Origin of the sequence: Butyricimonas sp. Marseille-P2440 (assembly GCF_900091675.1) — a bacterium.
Classification (GTDB): Bacteria; Bacteroidota; Bacteroidia; order Bacteroidales; family Marinifilaceae; genus Butyricimonas; species Butyricimonas synergistica.
This window is the reverse complement of the sequence record NZ_LT594609.1, coordinates 361588-385047: the sequence shown is the minus strand read 5'-3', so window position 1 is coordinate 385047 and position 23460 is coordinate 361588. Positions and strand designations below refer to the sequence as shown.

Below are 23460 nucleotides of genomic sequence, written 5' to 3'. Positions count from 1 at the left end.
ATTGTGATGAGAACTATGACAGACAGGATGCATATAAATTGGGACATTATTGTACGACGGATATTGAATGAATCCTCGGAAGATGAGAACAAGCTGGTTGATGATTGGCTCGCGGAGGATGAAGCGAACCGGGAATATTATCGGAAAGCGAAACATTACTTTGACGTATACTACACGGGAGAGGAAACCCGGGAGGTAGATTCGGAGGGAGCGTGGGATGAATTCGTTGCTTATACCGGAAAATCTTCCCGCAAACTTTTATGGAAGAAAGTCGTCGGATACGCGGCAGCCGTGATTATACTCTTGGGAGTGGGATTCACGTATTGGATGTCGGATAACCGAGTGGAACAGCCGAAGACGGTAGCCGTGAACCAATCCTTGAAGCCGGGTACGATGAAAGCGTTTTTGATATTTAATTCAGGAGAGCATATTGCGTTGACCGATTCGTCCGTGTTGGAACAAGTGGTTGAGGAGTACAAGCAAAAAATGGTAGCTTCTCAAGGTCAAGGTATGCTGCTGGAAAAGGAAGAATATAATACACTTATTATTCCAAGAGGAGGTGAGTACAATTTAGTATTGGCAGATGGGACAAGTGTAAAACTAAATGCCGATTCAAAATTGAGTTTTCCGGATAAATTCATCGGGAAAGAACGAAGAGTACGACTGGAGGGGGAGGCTTTGTTTCATGTGGCAAAAGACACAGAGCATCCTTTTATCGTGGAAACGGAAAATGGAAAGATCGAGGTTTTGGGAACGGTGTTTAACGTGAATGCGTATCCTGACGAAGAGTTCGTGCAAACCACGCTGGTAGAGGGGAAGGTGGCATTTCAAGGTGCGGGAATGCTTGATGCTCTGGTGATTACCCCCGGCGAACAGGTAACTTACGATAAAGAAACCCGGGAAGCGGATGTCGCGAAAGTAGACACGGAAATATACACGGCATGGGCTGAAGGAAAATGGATTATCGAGGGGGAGAGATTGGAAAATATCATGAAACAGCTGGCTCGTTGGTATGATGTAAAAGTTTTTTACCAAAACCCGCAAGTAAAGGATTTGGTCTTCACGGGTGACTTGGAGAAATATAATAACTGCGAAGTTGTATTGGATATTATATCCATGACAACAAATGTAGCTTTTGAGATAAAGGATAAAACAATAACCGTAAAAATGAAATAAATGAAAAACCGGCAGGCGTTGGAAGCACCTTCCGGTTGTAAATGTGTTAATCTTTAGTATCAATCTTAACATTAACAAGACAAATGTATGAAAAAAAATCGAAACGAGGGTTACCCCGCTAAGTGGGTATGTCTAAAAAAAATGTTTTTAGTGATGAAATTGACGTGCTTTTTTACATTGCTCTTACTATTGCAAGTATCGGCAGCAAGTTATTCGCAAAAGCGAGTGAATTTGGATGTGGAGGGGGTAAGTATGTTGGACGTGATCCGGGAATTACGCCAGCAGACGGGCTATAAATTCTTTTTTAACCATAACGAGTTAGAAAAGGTGAAAGATGTTTCCGCGAAGTTTGAGAATGAGGAATTGGAGAAAGTATTGGATGTGATTCTCGGGAAGGTAAATTTGGCTTACCGTATAGAACAAGGTGTGATTATTATTGTGCCGGGCAAAGGAAATGACGAGAAAAAGGAAGTCATACGTATCGTGGGTAAGGTGACGGATGAGAAAAAGTTGCCGCTTCCCGGGGTGACCGTTATCGTGAAAGGTCTGACATTGGGGACTGCCACCGATGTTAAGGGGCATTTTTCATTAACTTTACCGAAAACCGAGAATGTATCGTTGCTTTTTTCATTTGTCGGGATGGAAACGCAAGAAGTGAAGTACATGGGACAGGATACGCTTCGTGTCGTTATGAAAGAATCTGCGGAACAATTGGATGAGGTGGTTGTGCGGACCGGGTATCAGAATATTGACAAGCGCAAGTTGACAAGTGCCGTGCAAACCATCAAGATGGATGACATCAAGGTAGAGGGTGTGAATACCATTGACCAGATGTTGGAAGGACGCATCCCGGGTATGATTTTCATGCAGAATTCAGGCCAAGTAGGTGCCGCTCCGAAATTGAGAATACGGGGAACCTCGACGGTATTGGGTAATCGGGAGCCATTGTGGGTGTTGGACGGGGTCGTTTTGACCGATCCGGTGAATGTGGATCCGGCACAAATCAATGACTTGGATTTCGTGAATCTGTTGGGAAATGCCATTTCGGGATTGAATCCTAACGATATAGAGCAGATTGATGTATTGAAAGATGCTTCAGCGACGGCTCTTTATGGTGCGAAAGCGGGTAATGGGGTGATTGTAATCACGACAAAAAAAGGAAAGGCAGGTCCTCCCAGTGTCACTTACTCTGGGACGGGTTCTTTTACCCGGCGTCCGCATTATAGCGATCGGGCGATTTATCTGATGAACTCCAAAGAGAGAGTGGATGTTTCCCGGGAGTTGGTAGAACGGGGGGTGTATTATAACAACGTGGATAGTTGGGTAGGCTACGAGGCTGTGGTACAAGATTATTACAATGGAGTGATTGATTACAAGGAATATAGCCGGTTGGTTGCGTACTACGAGACCTTGAACACGGACTGGTTCGATATTGTTTGTCAGGATGTATTTTCACATAGCCACACGCTGAGCCTGTCCGGCGGTTCTGCCAATCTCCGTTATTATGCTTCTCTCGGTATGAGTGATGAGAATGGTGCGATAAAAGGCGAGAGTAACAAACGCTATTCGACGACTTTGAACCTGACGGCTAATTACGAGCGTTTCTCGGCACGTTTCCAGCTTCAGGGGAATGTATCGAAACGCGATTACAATCCTTCGGAACTGGGGGTATTGAATTATGCCTATAATATGAGCCGTGCCGTTCCGGCTTTTAATCCCGATGGCTCCCGCTATTTTTACCAACGGATAAGCAGCACGACGCCAGTGTATGATTTCAACGTGTTGAACGAAATGGATAATTCCGGGGATAAGACCAAGGGTAATGCGATTAACATGCAGGCGCATGTCGGTTACAATCTTATCGATGGATTGAAACTGGAGGGAACTCTTTCTTATGCGGTGAGCAACACGAACCAAGAAATCTATTTCACGGAAGACACCTATTACGTGCATCAACTGCGTGCCGACCAGTCGGAGCGGAATGACTTGTGTCCTGTCGGAGGAGAATTGCGCAAGAGCGAGGTGCGTAGTACGAACTGGATGGCCCGTGTGCAGGCGAATTACACGAGAAACATCGGGCACGAGGGAAAGCATAACGTGAATGGTTCTGCCGGATTGGAGTTGAATTCTCAAAGATATGACGGCTTTAATATCACGCGGCGGGGGTATCATAGAGATCGTGGTAAACTGTTCTCTGCGGTTCCCCAGGCTTACACGGGATATTATAACCAGTTTATGGCAAGTGCGAATGCCTTGGGGGTAATCACGGAAAACTTGACAAATTCGGTAGCGTGGTATGCTATGGCGGGGTATGATTACGACAACCGTTACATGGTGAACCTGCATATTCGGGGCGAAGGTTCCAATTTGTTTGGGTCACGGGCGAACGACCGCATGATGCCGATTTGGGCCTTGTCCGGTCGTTGGAACATGAAACAGGATATCTTGAAATCTGTTGATTGGGTGAATGACATGGCACTAAGAGGGTCTTTCGGCTACCAGGGAAATATGTTGAGCAACCAGACCCCGAACATGATTATCAAGCAAGGGGTTGATTATACCGGAAAATACGGGGAATACAATTCGAAAGTGGCCTATTACCCGAATCCTGATTTAAGATGGGAGAAGACGGCATCCACGAACCTGACCTTGGATTTCTCGCTTTTGAAAAATAAAATCAACGGTTCGTTCTCCTGGTATTACAAGAAAACGCGGGATGCCTTCCTGACCAAGACGATCTCCGAGATCAACGGGACCAAACAATACGTAGTAAATAGTGGAACGCTCGTGAACAAGGGTATCGAGGTGAGCTTGAATTTTACCCCGATCAACCGTGCTGGGTTGGATGGCGGGAAGCGGGGATTTGTTTGGCGTATCGATCCCCAGTTGGGACAAGTGTTGAACGAGCTGGTGAACAAGGCGATAAATAACCGGAATAACGTCTTGCGGGACGAAATCGAGTATACCGACATGCTAAAAGGCGACGTGGATATAGCGGGTGAGCCATTGAATACATTCTATTCATACCGCTTTAAAGGCTTGAGCCCAGTAGACGGTTCCCCTATTTTTTACGGGACGGAAGATGAATTGCAAGAAGAGCTGGGTAAAAAATACAACAACATGGAACGGGAAGATGTCTTTTTGGAAGTGATGGAGCGATCCGGGCGGCGCGAGCCTTACTTGCAGGGAGGTATCTCGAATTATTTTGGGTACAGGAACTTCGGTTTATCGTTTAACCTGACTTATAGCTTGGGTAATAAAATCCGTTTGTTGAAATTGTGTACCGAGTACGGGACAACCAATCCCAACCCGTCAAGTAACTTGCGTCGGGAGTTTGTGAATCGTTGGAGAAAACCGGGTGACGAGAATTATACCAATATCCCCGGGTTGAATACCGTGGCGGGAGCTCACTCCAATCCATGGTGGAGTAGTGGTCCGAATATGACACACCGTATTGCGTCTAATATTTACGAGATGTACGATAATTCGGATATCCGGGTGGTAAGCGGAAATTATTTGCGTTTGTCGTCGCTTTCTTTCCGTTACAACGTGGATGAACGGTTCTGCAAGAAACTGGGACTCAAGTCCGCTTATATCAATCTGACGGGGACAAACTTGTTCACGATAGCCAATAAGAAATTGCGCGGACAAGATCCTACCCAGTCCGGATCGTCCCCGAACGTGAATCTTTCGGTGCGTCCGACTTACTCATGTAATCTTAATATCACTTTCTAAAATTTGAGCGATGAAAAAAGGAGTTTTAATTTATATATTATTCAGTGTACTGGCTTTTGGGCTTGGTGCTTGTGGTGATTTCTTGGAGGAATTTTCGCAGAACCAGCGTTACGCGACCACTGCACAGGATTTGGACGAGTTGCTTCGTGGCGAATGTTTCATGCAAACGCCGAATATCAGCTCCAATACTCAGGAGACGATGGGCTTTAGTAGTGGGCTTGGCATGAATTACCCGTGGCTGCACGTGATGGATGATGACGCGGAAGAAGTCGTGGTGGGAGGATTGCCTTCTACTTCAAATTACCCGCGTAACGTGCTCGGTTCTTTTTACCATTGGGCTTCCGACCCCTTTGTGACGCTGGAGAATGCCCAGTACAGAGATAACGATTGGGAACGGTTTTACAAGAGTATAGGGGTGTTGAACTCCATCATTTACATGGCGGACGAATTCCGTTCAAAAGAAGAGGACCTCGAATTGTTGAACCGGGTGGAAGGTGAAGCGCGTTTCTTGCGGGCAGGTTATTACTTCCTGCTGGTGAATATTTACGGGATGCCTTATAATAAAGTCACCGCGTCCCGGGATGCCGGCGTGCCCTTGAAGGTCACGGAACACATCGAGGATAAATATTTTAGCCGTAGTTCGGTGGAAGCGGTGTACGTGCAGATTGTCAAGGATCTTGAGCGTGCTGTCGTTTGTTTGAAAGGGATTACGCCTTCTTCGACATTACGGGTCGGGGAAGTCGCTGCCAACGCTCTGCTGTCAAGAGTGTATCTCTACATGGAAAAATACGAGGAATGTATTGCCGCGGCCGACGAGGTCATGGCGGGGACGTATTCGGTGATGGATTTAAACGGTTGGACTGCCGGGCAAAACGTGATTTCCTGGACATCCCCCGAAACCATTTTCACGCAAGGGGGGAATGCCGTGGCTGGAACATTCTTGAATTACTCGACGGCCTGGGTACTGCAAAATGGAAATTACGTGCAACAAAATCAGTCGCTTTCCTACCAGGTGTCCGAGGATTTGTTGGCTTGTTATGCCGATGGGGATTTGCGTAGAACCGCTTTCTTCAAAAACTCTTTGCACGCGTTTATTCCCGATAAATACAAGACTTGGACGAATTATAACGATGAAGATGAAATCGGGGCGGATTTCTTGATTCGTTTGCCGGAAGTGATCTTGAACAAGGCGGAGGCTTTGGCGATGTTGACCCGGGACGGGGACGCGAAAACCGAGTTGGAAAAGTTGCGTTCCAAACGCTTCGCTGCAGCTCCCGCGGTGACGGAAACGGGGGGAGCGTTGATCGATTTCATCCGTGAAGAACGCCGCCGGGAACTTTGTTTCGAGGGGCATCGTTGGTTTGACCTGCGTCGCTATGCCGTCAACAGCATACGTCCTCTTCCGGATAATTTCACGATTCGTCACCGGAATAATGCTTACGAAGCAAATTCTCAGACTTGGTACGAGGACGGTTACTACGAGTTGAATGCTTACGCGAAAGACCGTGCGGCTTGGATAATCCCGATCCCGAACTATGCCATCGAATTTAACCGGGGAGAACTTCAGAACGAGATCCGCCCGAATAGAGAACTTCAAAGAAATTGATTATGAGAAAGAATAGATTCCTTTATATGTTATTCTTGTCCGTGCTGTTCATTGCGTGTGACAAGGAAGATGATTTGACGCCTTCCAACTTGGGCAAAGATTGGTTCACGATTGAGGATTCGGATGATCCGGTGGACGGGGCGATTTATCAATTTTACGTGGAAACGGGAATTCCCGTCTTCTATAACGATACGATCGGGCAAGAAACCCGTGTCGACAACTGGGGAAATTCCTATACACACTACGAGGTATTGCAATTCGGCGCATCGGCCCTGGGGGGAACGGCAACGCCAAACCCGTTTTACGCGTATGAGTTGTGTCCCAAGGAGTATGTCGTTGACGGGCTTGAATTTTTGCGGAAAGAAATCGTGCCGCTGTTGCCCGGGAGCATAAAAATTCGCAGTATCCTGTTCTTGAAATCTTTAGCATCCTATAATACGACAATAAGTAATGAGGCATTCAAGGGATTGAACACCGTGTTGATCTCCCGTGTCCCCGAGTTGAAAAATATGAGTGGGGCGGAACGGTTGAGCATGAAAAGTGCGGTACTGAATGCGCTTCTTGCTACGCCGGTTGCTGCTTATACCGAGGAACTGGCCGCATTTTACCAGACGACTCGCGGTTGCTACGCGCAGGCTGATTTGTATGGTTGTGCCGGTTGGTATTTTTATAATCGGTACGGCTTCTCCGATCCGCGGGCTGTCGGGTTCTTGAAAGATCCGAATCCTTATGATTATGGTAACATGCCCACGGAAACCCAGGATGTCGGCATGTATATAAGTGCGATATTTGCCTCCACGCCGGAAGAGTTTGAAGCGACTTACGGGGCGTTTGACGCCGTGATGACGAAGTATAGGATCATCGTGTCGGTATTGAGGGAAATAGGAGTGTCAATATAGATTTTTGATTTATTTACAGCGTGTTGCTGTTGCGGGAAGAGATCCGGGTACTCTTCCCGCGGGCGACACGTGTCCATGACAACGGAAAAGAATGTTTTGTATTGTATAATTTAAATCGACTGAAATGAAGAAAATCTTATTAATTTACGTGGGAATCCTGTGTTCTGTGCTGGCTTTCGGGCAGACGAATTTCAGGAAATTGACCTTGAATGAAGCGTGCGAGAGGGCGAAAGCGGAAGGGAAAATGGTTTTTGTGGACCTTTACACGTCCTGGTGCGGTCCTTGCAAAATGATGGCTGCCGATGTTTTCCCGAATGTGCAGCTGGGCGAGTTTATGAACGAGCGTTTCGTGTGCGTGAAGTATGACACGGGTGCGGAGGATGACGGCAAGGCACTTGCCCAAAAATTCAACGTTCAGGCATACCCGACATTCCTGCTGCTAAACACGGACCAGGGTTTGGAGAATCAAATCGTTGGTGCCACGCTCGATCCATTGGAATTCAAAAAAATGGTGACGGAGGCGATGTCTGCTTCGCTTGCCAACTTGGGAAAGCAATACGCGGGAGGCAACAGGGAAGCTTCCTTCCTGAACCATTATTTGCAGGAGCTCTTGAAAGCCCAGATGATGACGGAGGCACAGGAAGTGCGCGCGGAGTTGTTCAAGGCGCTTCCGGATGCCGGGAAATCGGACAGGCAATACTGGTATATTTACGATAATGAACAACTCTCCCCCGTGGGCTCGGAAGCGATGGATTTCCTGTTCGCGCATTTCGACCAATTCCGCGAAAGCATGGGCGAAGAAAAACTGCTGGAAAGAATTTCGGTGGCTTTTGAGATGAAATTGAGAGATATGCTCCGCGGTCGGGAAAAGATGGACGGGTTGGATAAACTGGTGAAGCAAATGAAGCCGCATCATTTTAATTCCCGCTCGCGTCTTGACGTTTACGTCGCCTTGGCACAGGCACTGCGTGCCGCTTGGGCGGATAAGGAGAACGAGAAAAAAGTAGAGAAACTACTCGTGTTGTGTGAGAAAGAATTTCCGAAAATAGAAGGCAAAAACTTGGTGTGGTTTTATTTCCCCGTGACCATCTATCTCGCGAATGTCGGGACGGAAGAGCAGCGTCAGCGGGTGTTGAAAATACACGAGTACACTTACGAGCACACCGACCACAACCCCTTGCGGGCGGGACTGAGGAATATGCTTGCAGAAACTAAAAAATAGAAATAGAATTAATATTATAAAAAGAAAGAGATGAAAAGAGTATTATCGGTATTTGTGGGACTATTGTGTTCCCTGGCGCTTTTCGCCCAAACGAATTTCCAGGAATTGTCTTTAGAGAAAGCCCGGGAGAAAGCGAAAGCGGAAAATAAACCTGTGTTCTTGGATTGCTACACGTCGTGGTGCGGTCCCTGTAGAATGATGGCGAACGAGGTCTTCACGCAGGAGGCTGCCGGTGACTATTTCAACAAGAACTTCGTCTGCGTGAAGACAGACATGGAGAAAGGCGAAGGTCCGGTCATAGGCAAACAGTATGGGGTCGACGCGTATCCCACCTTCTTGATTATCAATCCCGATGGCAAATTAATGCATAAAATCGTCGGGGCAATGTCGCTCAAGGAGTTGATCGAGAATGTCGAGTGCGGCCTGCAAGCGAACAGCATTGCCGAGTACGAGGCGTCATACCAGGCGGGGAAATTGGATCTGGCGGAACAAATGGCGTACTGGAGATTGCTCTCCATTTCCGGCGAGGTGGTGAAGGCTCAAACCGTGGGCGACGAGCTTTGGGGAAAGCTTTCAGAGAAAGACAAACTAAACTCCACTTATTGGCCATTGTTACGCTCGAGGGCACAATCCGTGGATGGCGAGGAGATGAAGTTCGTTTGCGCCAACCGGGATTATTTCGAGAAAGAAGTGGGGACGGAAGAGGTCGGCAAGTTGATTTACAATTCCTTCATAACAGAATTGAACATGATGATTGTCTACCAGTTGCCCGCCAAGAAGTACGAGAAAATCCCGGCCATTAAAAACTTGCTTGAAAACAACGATGTTCCCCGCAAAGAAGCTCTTTTGAAAATGGCCGAATTGGCTGAAGCCCGGAAAAATTACGACGAGAAAGGTTACCTGGACATCCTTGAGGCCAATTTGAACGTGTGGGAGGATTCGGAAAAAAGAACGATATTCGAGGCTGCGAAATTGTTCATCTCGCTTGCCAATGGCAAAGAACAGACAAGAAGACTCGGGGAGATCGCTTTACGGGCTCAGGAAGCCGTGAAAGACGAGGTGGTTAAAGAAGGAATTATGAAAATCGGGTTAACATCCAAGAGAATGTCGGGAGATGACGGCGTGTATTGGGAAGATCTGCCATCACTGAAAGATGTCTTGGAACGTAGTTCTCTCGAGGGCAGGTGTGTGTGCCTGTATTTCCACAATGATGGTCAAACCTCTCGGCTCATAAATGAAAAATTATTCTCCCGGAAAGACGTGGGAGATTACCTGAACAGGCTCTTTATAAACTATAAGATTCACGTCGGGGAAGGCGAAGGTCCGAAACTTGCCAGGAGGTACGGCGTCGTCGTGCCCAACGTGGTTGTCGTGCTCGATAAAGACGGGGATGTACGCCACCGGATGACGAATCTCATGCAAGGTGATTTCGTTAAGCAGATGAACGAAACTTTCGATGATAATAAAGCCGTTGGGGTGCTTGAGATGAGGTATAACATGGGAGATCGCTCACCTGAATTCATGGTGAAATATTTGACGGCGTTGGGCAAAATATCTAGCCCGAGAACTTCGCTGGTAGCCGTGGAATTATTCGCCGCGCTTGACGACGAGCAGAGGGTTTCTCCCGAATTCTGGGTGTTGTATCACCCTCGATTCTCTATGATCACTTCGGATATGAAGAATTATTTGTTCTCGAATATTCAGGAATTTCGCGAGAAATTGGGTGCCGAGAAAGTGGACGAGCTGGTAACCTACCAGATTAATTCGGACCTGAATCAAGTCCTTTATAACGCAAAGGCGAGAACTTCTGTCGAGGATGTAGATAGGATGATACAATTCATCAAGCAGAATAAGTTGCAGGATGCCGGACAATTGATCGGTTTGGCAAATATTGTCAAGTTATTCAAGAATAAAGTTTGTAGCGTTAAGGACTACAAGAAAGCGAGCAAGGGCATGAAGGCGGAAGGGATCCCCTTTGCGGATTTATATGCGAATATCCTCGCGATGGAGCCGGGGAGAACGGAAGAGTGGAACGCGTGGGGAAAAGAGATTGTGGATTCTCTTACAGATCCTCAATATATAGAGTGGTATAAAAAATTTCTTAACTTGAAATAGAAATCGCTTTCCTTCAATTTAATGTCGTGAATAACATATCCGGAGGGTGTCAAAACACACCCTCGGGTCTATAAGGTTGAAAAGTCCATAAAGTCGTAAGGTCGGAATCTTACAAATGTTATAGATGATCGCATTGATAATCAATAATCTGTATAATTTTTTGACTTTATAAACTTTCAGAACCGAAGGTTCGACTTTATGGACCTTATGGACCAGGAGGTGTGTTTTGACACACCTCCTTTTTTGTGTTTATAAAATTAGCCTAGCTTGCACGTGATCGGGATTTGGAGAAAATCCCATGTGAACCTAGGGAAATAAGGAGGTAATCCTAAATTAATTTCGGTACAATTTCGGATCAACTTCGGTGCAAAGACCTTCGGGAGCGTTTTTGACACGTGAGTGAAGCATGAGTAAAATGAGAGGAACTCCTTATTCTCCCCTTAAAAGATTGGGTTTTGTGCGTAATTTCATTATTTTTAGCACGAATTTCGGGTTTACTCGTGAGGGAGATAGACTCGGGAATAAGTTGTGTTATATAGTATTTTTACTGTTTGAAAATGATGAAAACTGTTTATATTTTATTGCTTGGAGGTGTATTCTTGGGAAATCCGTTTACTGCTTTTTCTCAGGTAAAAGCTTTAAAAACGTGGTTGGGAAAAGAGGCGGATGCCCGGAAACCATTGGATAAACTGGCTATTTACGAGAAGGCGTTGACCCGGGAGAACGCAAAGGAAATGGCGGATTTATTATTCGAGGAGAAGTTGAAAGAGATCAAGGCGACTTACAAGCGAATGTGGGGATTGAAGTGTTTCAAGCGGGAAGCCTTGCAGATGCCTTTCGATTGCAAATTATTCGGCGAGAAACCGGAAGACGGCAGAAGTCTTTATATTTCTATGCATGGCGGGGGAAATGCCCCGGAAGCTTTGAACACGCAACAATGGAAAAACCAAATCCAATTGTACCAACCGGAGGAGGGCGTTTACGTGGCACCCCGGGCACCCTGGGATGACTGGAATATGTGGTTCAAACCGGGTTTGGATGAGTTTTTTGACGCGTTGATACAGACGGCAGTGGTGATGATGGACGTGAACCCGGATAAGGTATATTTGTTGGGATATTCGGCTGGTGGTGACGGCGTGTGGCGTATGGCACCCCGCATGGCAGACCGTTGGGCGGCGGCCTCCATGATGGCGGGACATCCGGGAGAGGCTTCCCAGGTGAATTTGAGGAACGTTCCTTTCATGATCTGGATGGGCGAGAACGATGCCGCTTATGACCGCAATAAACTGGCAGCAGTGAAAGGTTTGGTGATGGATTCGTTACACGCGGCTGACCCGGACGGGTATATTCACGAAACCCATATCGTGAAAGGAAAAGGACACTGGATGGATCAGGAAGACCGTGTTGCCATTCCCTGGATGGCAAAGTTCCGTCGCAATCCCTACCCGACGAAAGTGGTATGGAGGCAGGAGGAGGTGGTGATGCCTTCTCTCTATTGGTTAAGCGTTGACCCGAAGGAGGCAAAGCACGGGATGGTGGCAATAGTGGAAAAAGAGGGAAATACTTTCACGATATTGAAAAACGATTACAAGCGGTTGACAATCCGGTTGAATGACGAATTGATCGACCTCGAGCAACCCGTGAAAATATTTTACAACGGGAATCAGATATTTAACGGTAAGGTGAAAAGAACATTGAAAAACATCGCTCGTTCTATTGACGAAAGAGCGGATAAGCGTATGATTTTTAGTGCCGAACTGACAGTCGTTGATAACGAGAAGGTAGAATAAGAATATTTTTATAGGATGTATTGTTTGTGACATAGAATTTTCGTTTATTGAGTGAAAAGTCATCATTATGTTATTATCTTTTTGTTAGAGAAATAAAGGTTTATCTAATAATGATGAAGTGGTGTAAACGATAGAATTAAGAAAACTTTTGTCAACAAATGTTTTGAATTTATCTGTTGTTGACTTATCGAACTTTGAGAGTGACGATTTGCCAAGAGTTTTGAAACGATTTGTTTCAAGTAGGATTATAATTTCGAGAGTTTTGACGTGTATTGTTGGTTGCGTTTAAGATTGCATCTTGTTATTTATCGAAATGTTAAAAATGAATTGTTCTAGGTATATACTAAAAAGATAAAGAATTAACAAAGAATTAATGTAGAATCCTTTTGAATAACAAAATGAGAAGTTTAAATTTGCTGTTACAAAAATAGTGCGTGTTCTTCAAAGAACTTTTAAGGAAATGATTAAAACAATTAAAGATGAAAAAATTAGGATTAATTATTATTAGTTGCGTCCTTTCGCTGTTTGCCGTCCAAAAGACGTATGCACAAGCGCAGGATAAGTTGTTGCAGCTATTGAAAGAAGAGTTGGCAGCCGATATGCAAGAGCTGCAAAAACAGGAGAATCCTCCTTACCACATGAATTTCCGTGTCATGGATGATCGCACGGTGAGTATCTCCAGTGCTTTCGGGGCTACTATGCGTTCACAGGAACAACACGTGCGTTCTTTAGTACCGCAAATACGTGTAGGGGATGTAAACTTGGATAACTTTAAATATAACGCCATGGGTGCAGAACCAGACCGGAATGGGAATTACCGGATGGCTTACCTGGGATTGGATGACGAGAACGGGTTGGATGCAACTCGCCAGGCTATCTGGTACGAGGTAATTCAACGTTATAATTTCGCCGTGGAAGCTTACCAGCAAGCAAAGACTCAAAGCAAAGTAAGTGTTGCCGACGAGGATAAGGCGCCTTCTTTCTCCGAAGCCCCGGTAGAGAAATATTACGAGGCTCCGATCCCCGCTGAAAAACAAGCGATTGATAAAGAAGCTTGGGAAAAGAAATTAAATGAAGTTTCTGCCGCGTTCAAGAGTGAGCCTTTGTTGCAATCGGGAGATGCCAGCTTGAATTTCCGCGTGTTACGGACTTATTTCGTGAACACGGAAGGTACGGAAGTGGTGCAAAACCGCACGTATGCCCGCATCATTATCAGTGCTTCCATGAAAGCCGATGATGGTATGGAGTTACCGTTGAATATGTCTTATTTTGCTTACGAGTTGAAAGATCTTCCGGGTACGGACGTGATGATCGCGGACGCAAAGAAGATGATCGAACGGTTGAGAGTGTTACGGACAGCCCCGGTGGTTGATCCTTATACGGGTCCGGCTTTGTTGTCAGGTCCTGCAAGTGGTGTTTTCTTCCATGAAATCTTTGGTCACCGTATCGAGGGGCACCGTTTGAAATCAGGTGGACAGACTTTCAAAAAGATGGTGGGCGAGTATGTATTGCCGAAGGAATTCCAAGTATATTGTGACCCGACCTTGCGTAGCTATGCAGGTGAAGAGTTGAACGGATTCTATTTATATGACGACCAAGGTATGAAAGCCCGCCGCGTGGATGTGGTGAAAGACGGTATCTTGAGAGAGTTTTTGATGAGCCGCGTGCCTTTGGATGGGTTCCCTAGCACGAACGGACACGCCCGTACTTCCGGTGGTGGTGATCCTGTATCGCGTCAGTCTAATCTGGTAGTGGAAACAATAGCCCCGAAAACGGAAGCCGAATTGCGCCAGATGCTGATCGAAGAGGCTAAAAAACAAGGGAAAGATTATGGTTATTATTTCAAAGAAGTAACGAGCGGTTTCACGTTGACCGGAGAAGGCGGTAGCTTGAACTCCTTTAACGTGACCCCGTTGGAAGTATTTCGGGTATATGTTGACGGACGCCCCGATGAGTTGGTTCGCGGAGTGGATTTGATCGGTACCCCGCTATCCATGTTCTCTAACATTGTATGTGGTGGCGATACCCCGAGCGTATTCACGGGTGAGTGTGGAGCGGAATCCGGTTGGGTGCCTGTTACGGCAAGTTCCCCGATGATCCTAGTGAACAAGATAGAGACGCAACGTCGCCAGAAATCAATGGATTTGCCTCCTATTTTGCCGGCACCGGGAAATAATTGAAAGTGGAGAATTGAAAATTGAAAATGATGATTTGCGAGAGAGGGGGAGTGTGTCGTAAATCTAAAATTTAAAATCTAAAATTGAAATGAAATATATATTATCGATATTATTGTTTTTCCTGCTTGTTGCGCCGCTTGCCGCGCAAAATGACCAGGATCGGGTGATTTTCAAAGCTATGCAGGATGAGATGCAACGGAACAAGGAACAGTTGGTGTTGCCGGGGATGCAAAAACCTTATTATCTTTCTTATACTTTAGGTCGTTACCGTAGTTTTGAAGTTCGTGCTTCTTTGGGAGGTATAGTGAATGCTTATGAGACTCCTTGGAATTCCCAGGGTGCGGTGCAAATGTTTTTGGGTAATGATGACCATAACAGTGATTTTATTTACGGGTTTGCGGCTGCACAATTGCCAATGCCGGCAAATGTCGATTATGACGTTATGCGCAGAAATTATTGGATGGGATCGGATATCATGTATAAATGGTCTTTACAGGCAGCTAACGCGAAAGAGTCTTATTTGAAAGCTAACCCGAGAAAGCCGGAAGAGGCAGATTTGAAAGATCGTCAACGGGTTGAGCCTGTTACCCGGATCGAGAATGCGAAGAATGCTTACTCGGTGGATCTTCCTGCGTTGGAGAATGTGGCAAAAGAGTTGTCCGCGATGTTTAAGGAATACAAGGATATATTTAATTCTTCCGTGGTGATTAACGGTTCGGATATCGAGATTTACAAGATGACGACGGATGGCGTGGTTTTGAAAGAACCGATGAGATATACTAATTTGTATGCTTCTGCTTATGTCGTTACGGAGGATGGTATTCGTATCGATGATACTTACTCTGTCCTGGTGGCTTGCCCGGGGGATTTGCCCTCGATGGAGGATTTGAAAAAGGGAGTGAAGGCATTTGCCGAGAATTTGATTAAATTGAAGAATGCTCCGGTCATCACGGAATATTATGGGGGACCGGTTTTATTTGAAGGTGGGGCTTGTTCAACCGTTTTCATGTCTAATTTGTTGAAGAAAGGGGCTCTTTTCGCTTATCGTAAGCCCGACACGGATCAAGTGCAGGCAATGAAAACTTTGAATGACCGCATGGGAATGAAGATTGTAGATTCTCGTTTGACAATCAAGAATTATTCTTCTTTGGATAAGTATAACGGAACTTCTTTGTTAGGGGCTTACACGATTGACGCGGAAGGTGTTGTCCCGCCAAAAGAGGTGACTTTAGTTGAAAACGGTATTTTCAAGGGTATGTTGAACGGAAACGTTCCGGCTGTGAAAGCTCCCGAATCAACCGGTAGTTTGCGCTTCTCCCTGTCTTCTCGGAACGGTGCTTTTAATTTGGCTCCCGGAACAATACATATCAAAGCAGACAAGGGAACCAAGCCGGAGAAGATGAAGAGTGCTTTGATTAAAGCTGCCAAAGAGGAAGGTTTGAAATATGCTTATATTGTACGCAGTCTTGCCGGAAAGGCTTCTCGTATCTATCGGGTAGATTTGAAAGACGGAAGTGAGACTCAAGTGCGTTTCGGGGATGTAACCGGATTCACGTTACCTAACTTGAAACGTATGTTAGGAATTTCCAGCAAGGAAAATGTAAGTAACTATATTTTTAATGGTGAAGTGTTGTCTTCTATGATTTATCCCTCTTCTATTTTAGTGGAGAACATCGAAATCAACAAGTCTGACGTGAAGAAAGACAAAGAACAAGTATTGACTTTCCCGTTGCAGAAATAGTCATTACATAAGATATTTAGAACACAGGATATTGGCTCGCCGTGAAGCGAGCCAATTTTTTATGGTCTATCGTGAGAATGATTTTTATTTGAACAGGGGCGATTATTTGATTTGCAATTATTATATTTGCAATAATTGAAAATTAGATAATCTGATAATGAAAGCAAAGATCAGGAATCCATTTGTGATTAGCGGGTATGTTTCTGCTGAATATTTTTGTGACCGGGAGGTTGAGAGCGATGAACTTACACGGGCTTTTTTTAATGAACGCAATATGGTAATTGTGTCTCCACGGCGTATGGGTAAGACCGGGCTGATAGAACATTGTTTTCATTATAAACGAACACAAGAAGAGTTCCACACGTTTTTTATCGATATTTATGCTACTGGTACATTAAAAGAGTTTGTGTTTGCTTTTGGCAAACATATTTTTGAAACGCTCAAGCCTAAGGGAAAGAAATTTGTCGAGCAATTCTTTACCATTATAAGTTCATTGCGTCCGGCGTTTAAGTTGGATACGGTAAGCGGTCAGCCTGTTTTTGATATAGGGATTGGAGATATCAGACAACCGGAGTTGTCTCTTGAAGAGATTTTCAGGTATTTGGAAAAAGCGGATAAACGTTGTATCGTGGCTATTGACGAATTCCAGCAAATCGCTAAATATCCGGAAAGGAATGTAGAAGCCATGTTGCGTACCTATATTCAGAAGTGTAAAAATGCTAATTTTATATTTTCCGGTAGCCAACGACACATGATGCAGAATATGTTTTTTTCAGCATCGCGACCGTTTTACCAGAGTGCGTCTCTTCTAAATCTTGAAGCAATAACGCTGGAACGTTACAAGGCATTTGTTCATTATCATTTTAACAAAGCGGGTAAAAAGATCTCCGACGAATGTATAGAACGGGTATATGGCTTGTTGGAAGGTCACACCTGGTATATGCAGGTATTGTTCAATCGTTTTTACGAGCAATTGGAGCGAGGTGAAGATATGACAATAGCACTTGCCGATCAGTTATTGCACTCTACGGTAGAGTCAAACAAGACCGTTTACCAGAGTATGGTGACTATGTTGTCTGAAAGACAAAAAGAGGTATTATTTGCTATGGCTAAAGAAGGTAAAGCCACAGAAATAACTTCAACGGAATTTATCAAGAAACATGGCTTACATTCCCCGAGTTCCGTGCAATCAGCGGTAAAACAATTGCTTGAGAAAGAATTTGTGACCAAGGAAGGTGTATTCTATTATGTTAATGATCGTTTCTTTGGACTTTGGTTAGCAGAAGCTTACGGAACGGGATATAGTCTTTAGCTTCTATGTTTTTAGCACAAAGATGCTTTTACTTGTTTGATGATATATTCTAGTAACTTATTGTTATTTATGGTCGGATGTGAGGGAATTTCGGGGATGGGAGAGATTTTTTATCGTGGATACTTGCGATTGGTGAGAAAAGTTGTAGTTTTGTGTTAAGAAGGTATAGAAACGTATATGCGTTAGTCCGGGATGTAAAGTAATAGGATCATGGCGGAATCAGTAAATAGAAAGATTCAGGAGTACAGGTTCGAGCAAATTTTTAAAGAGTTCTCGAAGCCGATGTTTCTCTACGCCTTGAGTTTTGTGACAGCGGAAGAGGAAGCGGAAGATGTGGTGCAGGAAGTGTTTGTGAATTTCTGGAAGGACAAAACATACCAGAAAGTCCGGGATGAGGTCATGAAGACTTATTTATTTCGTTCGGTAAAGAATAATTGCCTGAATCGATTGAAGAAAAAAGATGTGCAGCGCGATCGGTTGGATTTGCTTCGGGAAGAGGTGGTAGAGGAAGAGATGATGAAGTTGAATGACGCGTTGATTCAAGAAGTGGAAAGCGAAATAGACCGGCTGCCGGAACAGACCCGGGAAATTATTAGAGGCGTGTTTTTTCGAGGGATGAAATACCAGGAGGTGGCGGATTTGTTGGGAATTTCTATAAATACTGTGAAAACGTTATTGAAAAACGGGATAAAGCATTTGCGGGAGCGTTTTGCCGAACGAATGGATTTGTTTCTTATTATAATGCTGATTAAGTGATATTTGTGTTTTTGGCGTAATTTTTTTTGTATTTTTCTTTTTTTTGATTCACCCGATTTTCTTTTTTGTTGTCTATACGGGAAAGAAAATAAATCATGGAATCGTGGAATGAATTAGATGAGTGGATTGCCCGGTACAGGCAAGGGGAACTTTCAGAGCGAGATAAGTGTAATTTGCTCCGGTGGCTGGAAGCTTCGCCCGTGCATGAAAAACAGTTTCGGGAGAGGCTACAGATGGAGGTGCGTGTGGATGCTGTCGGAAGATGGAATAAGTTGGACCGTATGCAGGAAAATGTATGGAAGCGTATAACTCCGGTGCTGGAAAGTCGCGGGCGAAGATTGTACGCGTGGGTGAGTGGTGCTGCCGCCACAATTGCTGTACTGGTTGGGTTGTTTTTCGTGTGGCAGGGACAACGGGTGGATAAAGGTAAAGGGGATACGTTTGCGAGTGTGCTACAAGTGGAAGCCGGATCTGCTAAAGCGATTCTTGTGACTTCTACCGGGGAGAGGGTAGAGTTGAAGGATGGGGTGAATCGACAGGTGGCGGATATTTCCGGTGTGGGGGTGATTCAAGATTCGATCGGGGGAGTGCGTTTCGAGGATAAAGGGATGCCCGGGGAGGGACGATGCGAGAATAACACAATTGTTGTTCCTCGAAAAGGAGAGTATTTTGTAGTGTTGAGTGATGGCACGAAAGTTTGGCTCAATTCGGATTCACGTTTGGAATTTCCGAATCGTTTCCTCGGAGATTCCCGTGAAGTGAAGTTGGAAGGCGAGGCTTATTTCGAGGTGGTAGCAAATTCCGGTAAACCGTTTTACGTGCATGTGGGAGGTGCGAAAGTTCGTGTTCTGGGTACGGCATTTAACGTGATGGCTTACGGGGAAGAGGAACTTACGGAAGTAGCCCTGTTGCGTGGGAAAGTGTGTTTGGATACGGAAAAGGGGGCTTGTATGCTGGAACCGGGCGAGATAGTTTCTTTGGATAGGGAGAGTGGAAAAACGATACTTCGGAAGGGGGATGTACAGTCGATTGTTGATTGGAAAACCGGTAAATTCAATTTCGAGGATATGCCTTTGAAGGAGTTGACCGTGAAATTGTCCCGCTGGTATGGCGTGGCTTTCGTTTTTGGGGATGAGGAGGCAGAGAAATTGCGTTTCTCCGGGGCGGTGACCAAGTACAGGAGTTTGGATTACGTGCTGGGGATGATAGCGAAGACGACAAACGTGGAGTTTGCGGAGAAGGAGGGGAATGTCGTGATTCGCGTGAAAAGATGAAACTTGTTGAATATTAATAATAAACCTATTTTGCAAATAGTATGGAAAAAAGGCGAACAAAGTGGTTTTTCTCGCAAGGTTTTGAACCACGAAAATTATTAAGAGTAATGAAACTAAGCGTAATTTTATTGTTGGCAAGCATGCATCTGGCGGTTGCTGGTGCTAAGGCCCAGGCGAAGATCACGGTTGAGGCAAAGACCGTGACTTATTTGGAGTTGTTTAAACAGATTAAACAACAGACCGGGTTTACTGTCGTGTATAGTAACAATGAACTGGATAAGTCGAAAATCGTGGAAGCGGGATTCGTGGAAACGGATTTGAAGGTGGTATTGGGTAAGATTTTACAAGGGACTCGTTTGACTTACGAGATGATGGATGAGTTTATTGTGTTGAAGCTAGCCCCGGAGGAAAAGAAAAAATCGTTGAAAATCGTGGGGCTGGTGACTGATGCGGATAAATTGCCTCTTCCCGGGGTGACGGTGATGGCAAAGGACTTGAAATTGGGCACGACGACGGATCATAACGGTTTTTACTCGTTGTTTTTGACGAAGGCGGATGATGTTGTTCTGGTGTTTTCGTTTATGGGAATGAAGACCGTGGAGGTGAAGTACACGGGGCAGGATTCGATTAACGTGGTGCTAGAGGAGGATGTCAAGGCTCTGGATGACGTGGTGATTACCGGTTACGGGACCACGGCGAAGGGTAATTACACGGGAGCCGCTACCACGGTGAAAGTGGCGGATATTATGATGGCGGGAGCTTCTTCTATCGACCAGATGTTGCAGGGGGTGGTGCCGGGAATGTTGGTGCAGTCGGGAACCGGTATGGTGGGTTCTTCTCCCAAGATTCGCGTAAGGGGTACTTCTTCTTTGTTGGGAAGCCAAGAGCCTGTATGGGTGGTTGACGGAGTGGTGCAACGGGATCCCCAGCCGTTTAACTCAGAGGATAACACGAAGTTCTCGGTGGACGCGGATGATATTTCGCAGTTGGCGGGTAATGCCATTTCATGGTTGAATCCCAATGATATTGAAACGATCACGGTTTTGAAGGATGCTTCCGCCACGGCTATTTACGGTTCGGAGGCTGCCAATGGGGTTATCGTGATCACGACGAAGAAGGCAAATGCGGGTAAGGTGTCGGTATCGTACAGCGGGGATTTCTCTATCGGGCAAAGGCCACGTTACGGGTTGTATGACCGGATGAATTCCCAGGAAATGATGGAGTTTTCCAAGCAGATGTACGAGGATCGGGTGGTTTACCCGAGTACAATTCTGGAGATCGGTTACGCAGGATTGTTGAAATCTTACCTGGACAAGAAGATCTCGAAGGAGCAGTTTGACGCGCAGTACAAGAAAATGGCTTCTGAAAATACGGATTGGTTTGATTTGTTGTTCCGCAATTCGTTTAGCCATAAACATAGTTTGAGTATTAGCGGCGGTTCGGAGAAAATCCAGAACAGGACGTCGTTGGGGTACACGGACGAGAAAGGTGAGGCTCGCGGGAACAACGTGGCGTTGTTCACGGCAACTTCCAACACGACGGTGAATTTGATCGACAGTAAGTTGATGGTGAATTTGTTGTTGAAGGGTACCTGGCGGAAAGCGGAGGGCTTCGCTTACGACGTGGATCCTTTCAAGTATGCTTATAACACAAGTCGCGTGATTCCGATGTATAACGAGGATGGAAGTTTGTATTATCATGAAAAGTGGGCGACAACGGGGAGTAGCACGGTGATCCGTAACAAGTATAATTATTTGTATAACATCCAGAACGAGTTGGATAACACGGGAAGCGAGAACAACACGAAGAGTTGGGGCGCTACCTTGGATTTAAAGTGGAAAATATTGCCGGGGTTGGAATACCAAGGGTTGGTGTCTTATTCTTCCTCGTCGGCTGACGTGAAGAAGTTTGCGACGGAACGTTCTTTTTACGCCTCAACCCTTCGGGGGTATGACTTTGAGGCTTACGAGAGTTCTGCCAACGAGTTTGGGTTTACCCGTTTGCCTTTCGGTGGCTTGCTGGAAACCGGGTTGACGGATATAACCTCGGTCACGGTGCGGAATGCTTTGGTGTATGACCGGATGTTCAAGGATGTGCACCGGATGACGTTGCAGTTGGGTATCGAAACGAACTCTTCCAAGACGAGAGGTTCTACCGCCAAGCGTTACGGTTATTTGAGGGACCGGGGCGAGACTTTCGTGAATTTGCCGATGACGTACAAAGATTTGTATAGTTCGGGAAATGACCCGATAGATAATGATTTGGCGCAAGGAGAGGCGACTGTGTTGAATAAGATTGATAACAAGTTGAGCGAGTATATTTCAGCCGTGTACGCTTATGATAACCGTTACGTGTTGAATGTCAGTGCCCGTGTGGATGCTTCCAACCGTTTCGGCCAGGACAAGAACAAGCGTTTCGAGCCCACGTGGTCCGTGGGGGCGAAGTGGAGAGTGGCTTCCGAGAGGTTTGCGAAAGAGTTGTGGTGGTTGAATAATTTGGATTTGATTGCTTCTTACGGTTACCAGGGGAATGCGGTGGAATCGGTTTCTCCTTACCTGATCGCGGAACAAGGGGGCGTGAATGAATATTATAATGATTATCTGTTGAATATAAAATCTTTGCCCTATTCTGATTTGGGTTGGGAGAAGACGAAGACGTATAATTTCGGCGTGGATGCCGCTTTCCTAGAGGGGCGTTTGAATTTCACGGTGAATTACTTCAAGAAAGTGAGTGATGTACTTTCTTCCCGTAATCTCCCGCGGGAAAACGGCGTCGAGAAAGCCATCGTGGACGGGGGTGAGATGACGAACACGGGTTACGATTTCGTGATTAATGTGATCCCGGTACGCACGAAAGATTTCACTTGGCAATTGTCGTTGAACACTGCCGTGACGAAAAACAAGGTGAATAAGAATCAACGGGTGAACACGTTGAACGATTACTTGGATGGCAGTGCCGTGGTGAACGGGGAGGCTTTTTCAACTTTCTATTCTTTCAAGTATGCCGGGTTGAACGACGAGGACGGAACGCCTACATTTGAATATATGGATATCGAGAACGGGGAAAGTCCGAGGGATTATTTGGTGAAGTCTGGTAAGTTTACTCCCGATTTTTCAGGCGGTTTGAACATGATGTTCAAGTACCGGAACTGGTCGTTGTACGCGTTGTTCAACGTGCAATGGGGAGGTCATGCCCGTTTGCCGAAGTTGTACGACACGGATAGTAATTACGGGATTCCGACGCCGGAGCAGAATGTGTCCCGGGATTTAGCCAAACGTTGGCGGAAACCGGGTGATAAGACCGATATTCCGTCCATCCCGACAAGTAGCGCCTATATCGATCTCCCGACGACAGCCTCGGTAGCGGGTTCGGAAAGGCGGTTGTATGACATGTATAATAATTCCGATTTGCGGGTGGCTAACACGGACTTTATCCGTTGCCGTTCGTTGTCGCTGTCTTATGATTTCGAACAGAAGTGGTTATCTCGTATCGGGGCGCAACGCTTGTTGCTCAAGGCGAGCATGACGAATCCGTTCATGTGGGTTTCTGACAGCAAATGGAACGGGTTGGATCCGGAGACGGGAGATTGGCCCACGAGAAGGGTTACTTCATTGTCTTTACAAGTGATGTTTTAAGAAGTAAGTTGAACATATTAAA

General features: G+C 45.7%; 13 protein-coding genes. All 13 read left to right on the top strand.

All coding sequences use genetic code 11. The annotated features are described in order from the left end of the window. Positions 1–15: 15 nt before the first annotated feature. The 13 genes from BN8899_RS07485 (at position 16) to BN8899_RS07425 (ending at position 23438) form a co-directional block, all read left to right on the top strand. The gene (locus tag BN8899_RS07485; RefSeq protein ID WP_231932292.1) at positions 16–1176 is read left to right on the top strand and encodes a FecR family protein; all 1161 of its coding nucleotides are present in this window, start codon (positions 16–18) and stop codon (positions 1174–1176) included. Positions 1177–1263: 87 nt separating this feature from the next. Beyond that, positions 1264–4911, top strand: a complete 3648-nt coding sequence (locus tag BN8899_RS07480) for a SusC/RagA family TonB-linked outer membrane protein (RefSeq protein WP_065218943.1) — start codon at positions 1264–1266, stop codon at positions 4909–4911. Between the two features lie 10 nt (positions 4912–4921). After that, the gene (locus BN8899_RS07475; RefSeq protein WP_065218942.1) at positions 4922–6517 is read left to right on the top strand and encodes a RagB/SusD family nutrient uptake outer membrane protein; all 1596 of its coding nucleotides are present in this window, start codon (positions 4922–4924) and stop codon (positions 6515–6517) included. A 2-nt stretch (positions 6518–6519) separates the two neighbouring features. Continuing rightward, positions 6520–7416: a hypothetical protein gene (locus BN8899_RS07470; RefSeq protein WP_065218941.1), complete on the top strand. Its 897-nt coding sequence runs from the start codon at positions 6520–6522 to the stop codon at positions 7414–7416. 124 nt (positions 7417–7540) lie between these two features. Beyond that, positions 7541–8638 carry a thioredoxin family protein gene (locus BN8899_RS07465; RefSeq protein WP_018338895.1) on the top strand — a complete coding sequence of 366 codons (1098 nt, stop codon included), beginning with the start codon at positions 7541–7543 and terminating at the stop codon, positions 8636–8638. 30 nt (positions 8639–8668) lie between these two features. Then, the gene (locus BN8899_RS07460; RefSeq protein WP_065218940.1) at positions 8669–10753 is read left to right on the top strand and encodes a thioredoxin family protein; all 2085 of its coding nucleotides are present in this window, start codon (positions 8669–8671) and stop codon (positions 10751–10753) included. 557 nt (positions 10754–11310) lie between these two features. Then, entirely contained in the window at positions 11311–12543 is a 1233-nt protein-coding gene (locus tag BN8899_RS07455; RefSeq protein ID WP_231932291.1) for an alpha/beta hydrolase family protein, read from the top strand. A gap of 479 nt (positions 12544–13022) precedes the next feature. Next, on the top strand, positions 13023–14723 hold the full coding sequence (locus tag BN8899_RS07450; RefSeq protein WP_065218938.1) for a TldD/PmbA family protein: 1701 nt from the start codon (positions 13023–13025) through the stop codon (positions 14721–14723). Positions 14724–14808: 85 nt separating this feature from the next. After that, positions 14809–16461 (top strand): metallopeptidase TldD-related protein, encoded by a 1653-nt coding sequence (locus tag BN8899_RS07445; protein ID WP_065218937.1) that lies wholly within the window; start codon positions 14809–14811, stop codon positions 16459–16461. 157 nt (positions 16462–16618) lie between these two features. Continuing rightward, the gene (locus BN8899_RS07440) at positions 16619–17773 is read left to right on the top strand and encodes an AAA family ATPase (RefSeq protein ID WP_065218936.1); all 1155 of its coding nucleotides are present in this window, start codon (positions 16619–16621) and stop codon (positions 17771–17773) included. Between the two features lie 210 nt (positions 17774–17983). Further along, on the top strand, positions 17984–18529 hold the full coding sequence (locus tag BN8899_RS07435; protein WP_065218935.1) for an RNA polymerase sigma-70 factor: 546 nt from the start codon (positions 17984–17986) through the stop codon (positions 18527–18529). A gap of 95 nt (positions 18530–18624) precedes the next feature. Next, positions 18625–19803 carry a FecR family protein gene (locus BN8899_RS07430; RefSeq protein WP_065218934.1) on the top strand — a complete coding sequence of 393 codons (1179 nt, stop codon included), beginning with the start codon at positions 18625–18627 and terminating at the stop codon, positions 19801–19803. A gap of 107 nt (positions 19804–19910) precedes the next feature. Next, positions 19911–23438: a SusC/RagA family TonB-linked outer membrane protein gene (locus BN8899_RS07425; RefSeq protein ID WP_231932290.1), complete on the top strand. Its 3528-nt coding sequence runs from the start codon at positions 19911–19913 to the stop codon at positions 23436–23438. The last annotated feature ends 22 nt before the right edge of the window (positions 23439–23460 follow it).

What these genes read in the sequence shown, in the direction of transcription:
- BN8899_RS07485 (WP_231932292.1), top strand. Translation starts at nt 16, where the DNA reads ATGACAGACAGGATGCATATAAATTGGGACATTATTGTACGACGGATA.
- BN8899_RS07480 (WP_065218943.1), top strand. Translation starts at nt 1,264, where the DNA reads ATGAAAAAAAATCGAAACGAGGGTTACCCCGCTAAGTGGGTATGTCTA.
- BN8899_RS07475 (WP_065218942.1), top strand. Translation starts at nt 4,922, where the DNA reads ATGAAAAAAGGAGTTTTAATTTATATATTATTCAGTGTACTGGCTTTT.
- BN8899_RS07470 (WP_065218941.1), top strand. Translation starts at nt 6,520, where the DNA reads ATGAGAAAGAATAGATTCCTTTATATGTTATTCTTGTCCGTGCTGTTC.
- BN8899_RS07465 (WP_018338895.1), top strand. Translation starts at nt 7,541, where the DNA reads ATGAAGAAAATCTTATTAATTTACGTGGGAATCCTGTGTTCTGTGCTG.
- BN8899_RS07460 (WP_065218940.1), top strand. Translation starts at nt 8,669, where the DNA reads ATGAAAAGAGTATTATCGGTATTTGTGGGACTATTGTGTTCCCTGGCG.
- BN8899_RS07455 (WP_231932291.1), top strand. Translation starts at nt 11,311, where the DNA reads ATGATGAAAACTGTTTATATTTTATTGCTTGGAGGTGTATTCTTGGGA.
- BN8899_RS07450 (WP_065218938.1), top strand. Translation starts at nt 13,023, where the DNA reads ATGAAAAAATTAGGATTAATTATTATTAGTTGCGTCCTTTCGCTGTTT.
- BN8899_RS07445 (WP_065218937.1), top strand. Translation starts at nt 14,809, where the DNA reads ATGAAATATATATTATCGATATTATTGTTTTTCCTGCTTGTTGCGCCG.
- BN8899_RS07440 (WP_065218936.1), top strand. Translation starts at nt 16,619, where the DNA reads ATGAAAGCAAAGATCAGGAATCCATTTGTGATTAGCGGGTATGTTTCT.
- BN8899_RS07435 (WP_065218935.1), top strand. Translation starts at nt 17,984, where the DNA reads ATGGCGGAATCAGTAAATAGAAAGATTCAGGAGTACAGGTTCGAGCAA.
- BN8899_RS07430 (WP_065218934.1), top strand. Translation starts at nt 18,625, where the DNA reads ATGGAATCGTGGAATGAATTAGATGAGTGGATTGCCCGGTACAGGCAA.
- BN8899_RS07425 (WP_231932290.1), top strand. Translation starts at nt 19,911, where the DNA reads ATGAAACTAAGCGTAATTTTATTGTTGGCAAGCATGCATCTGGCGGTT.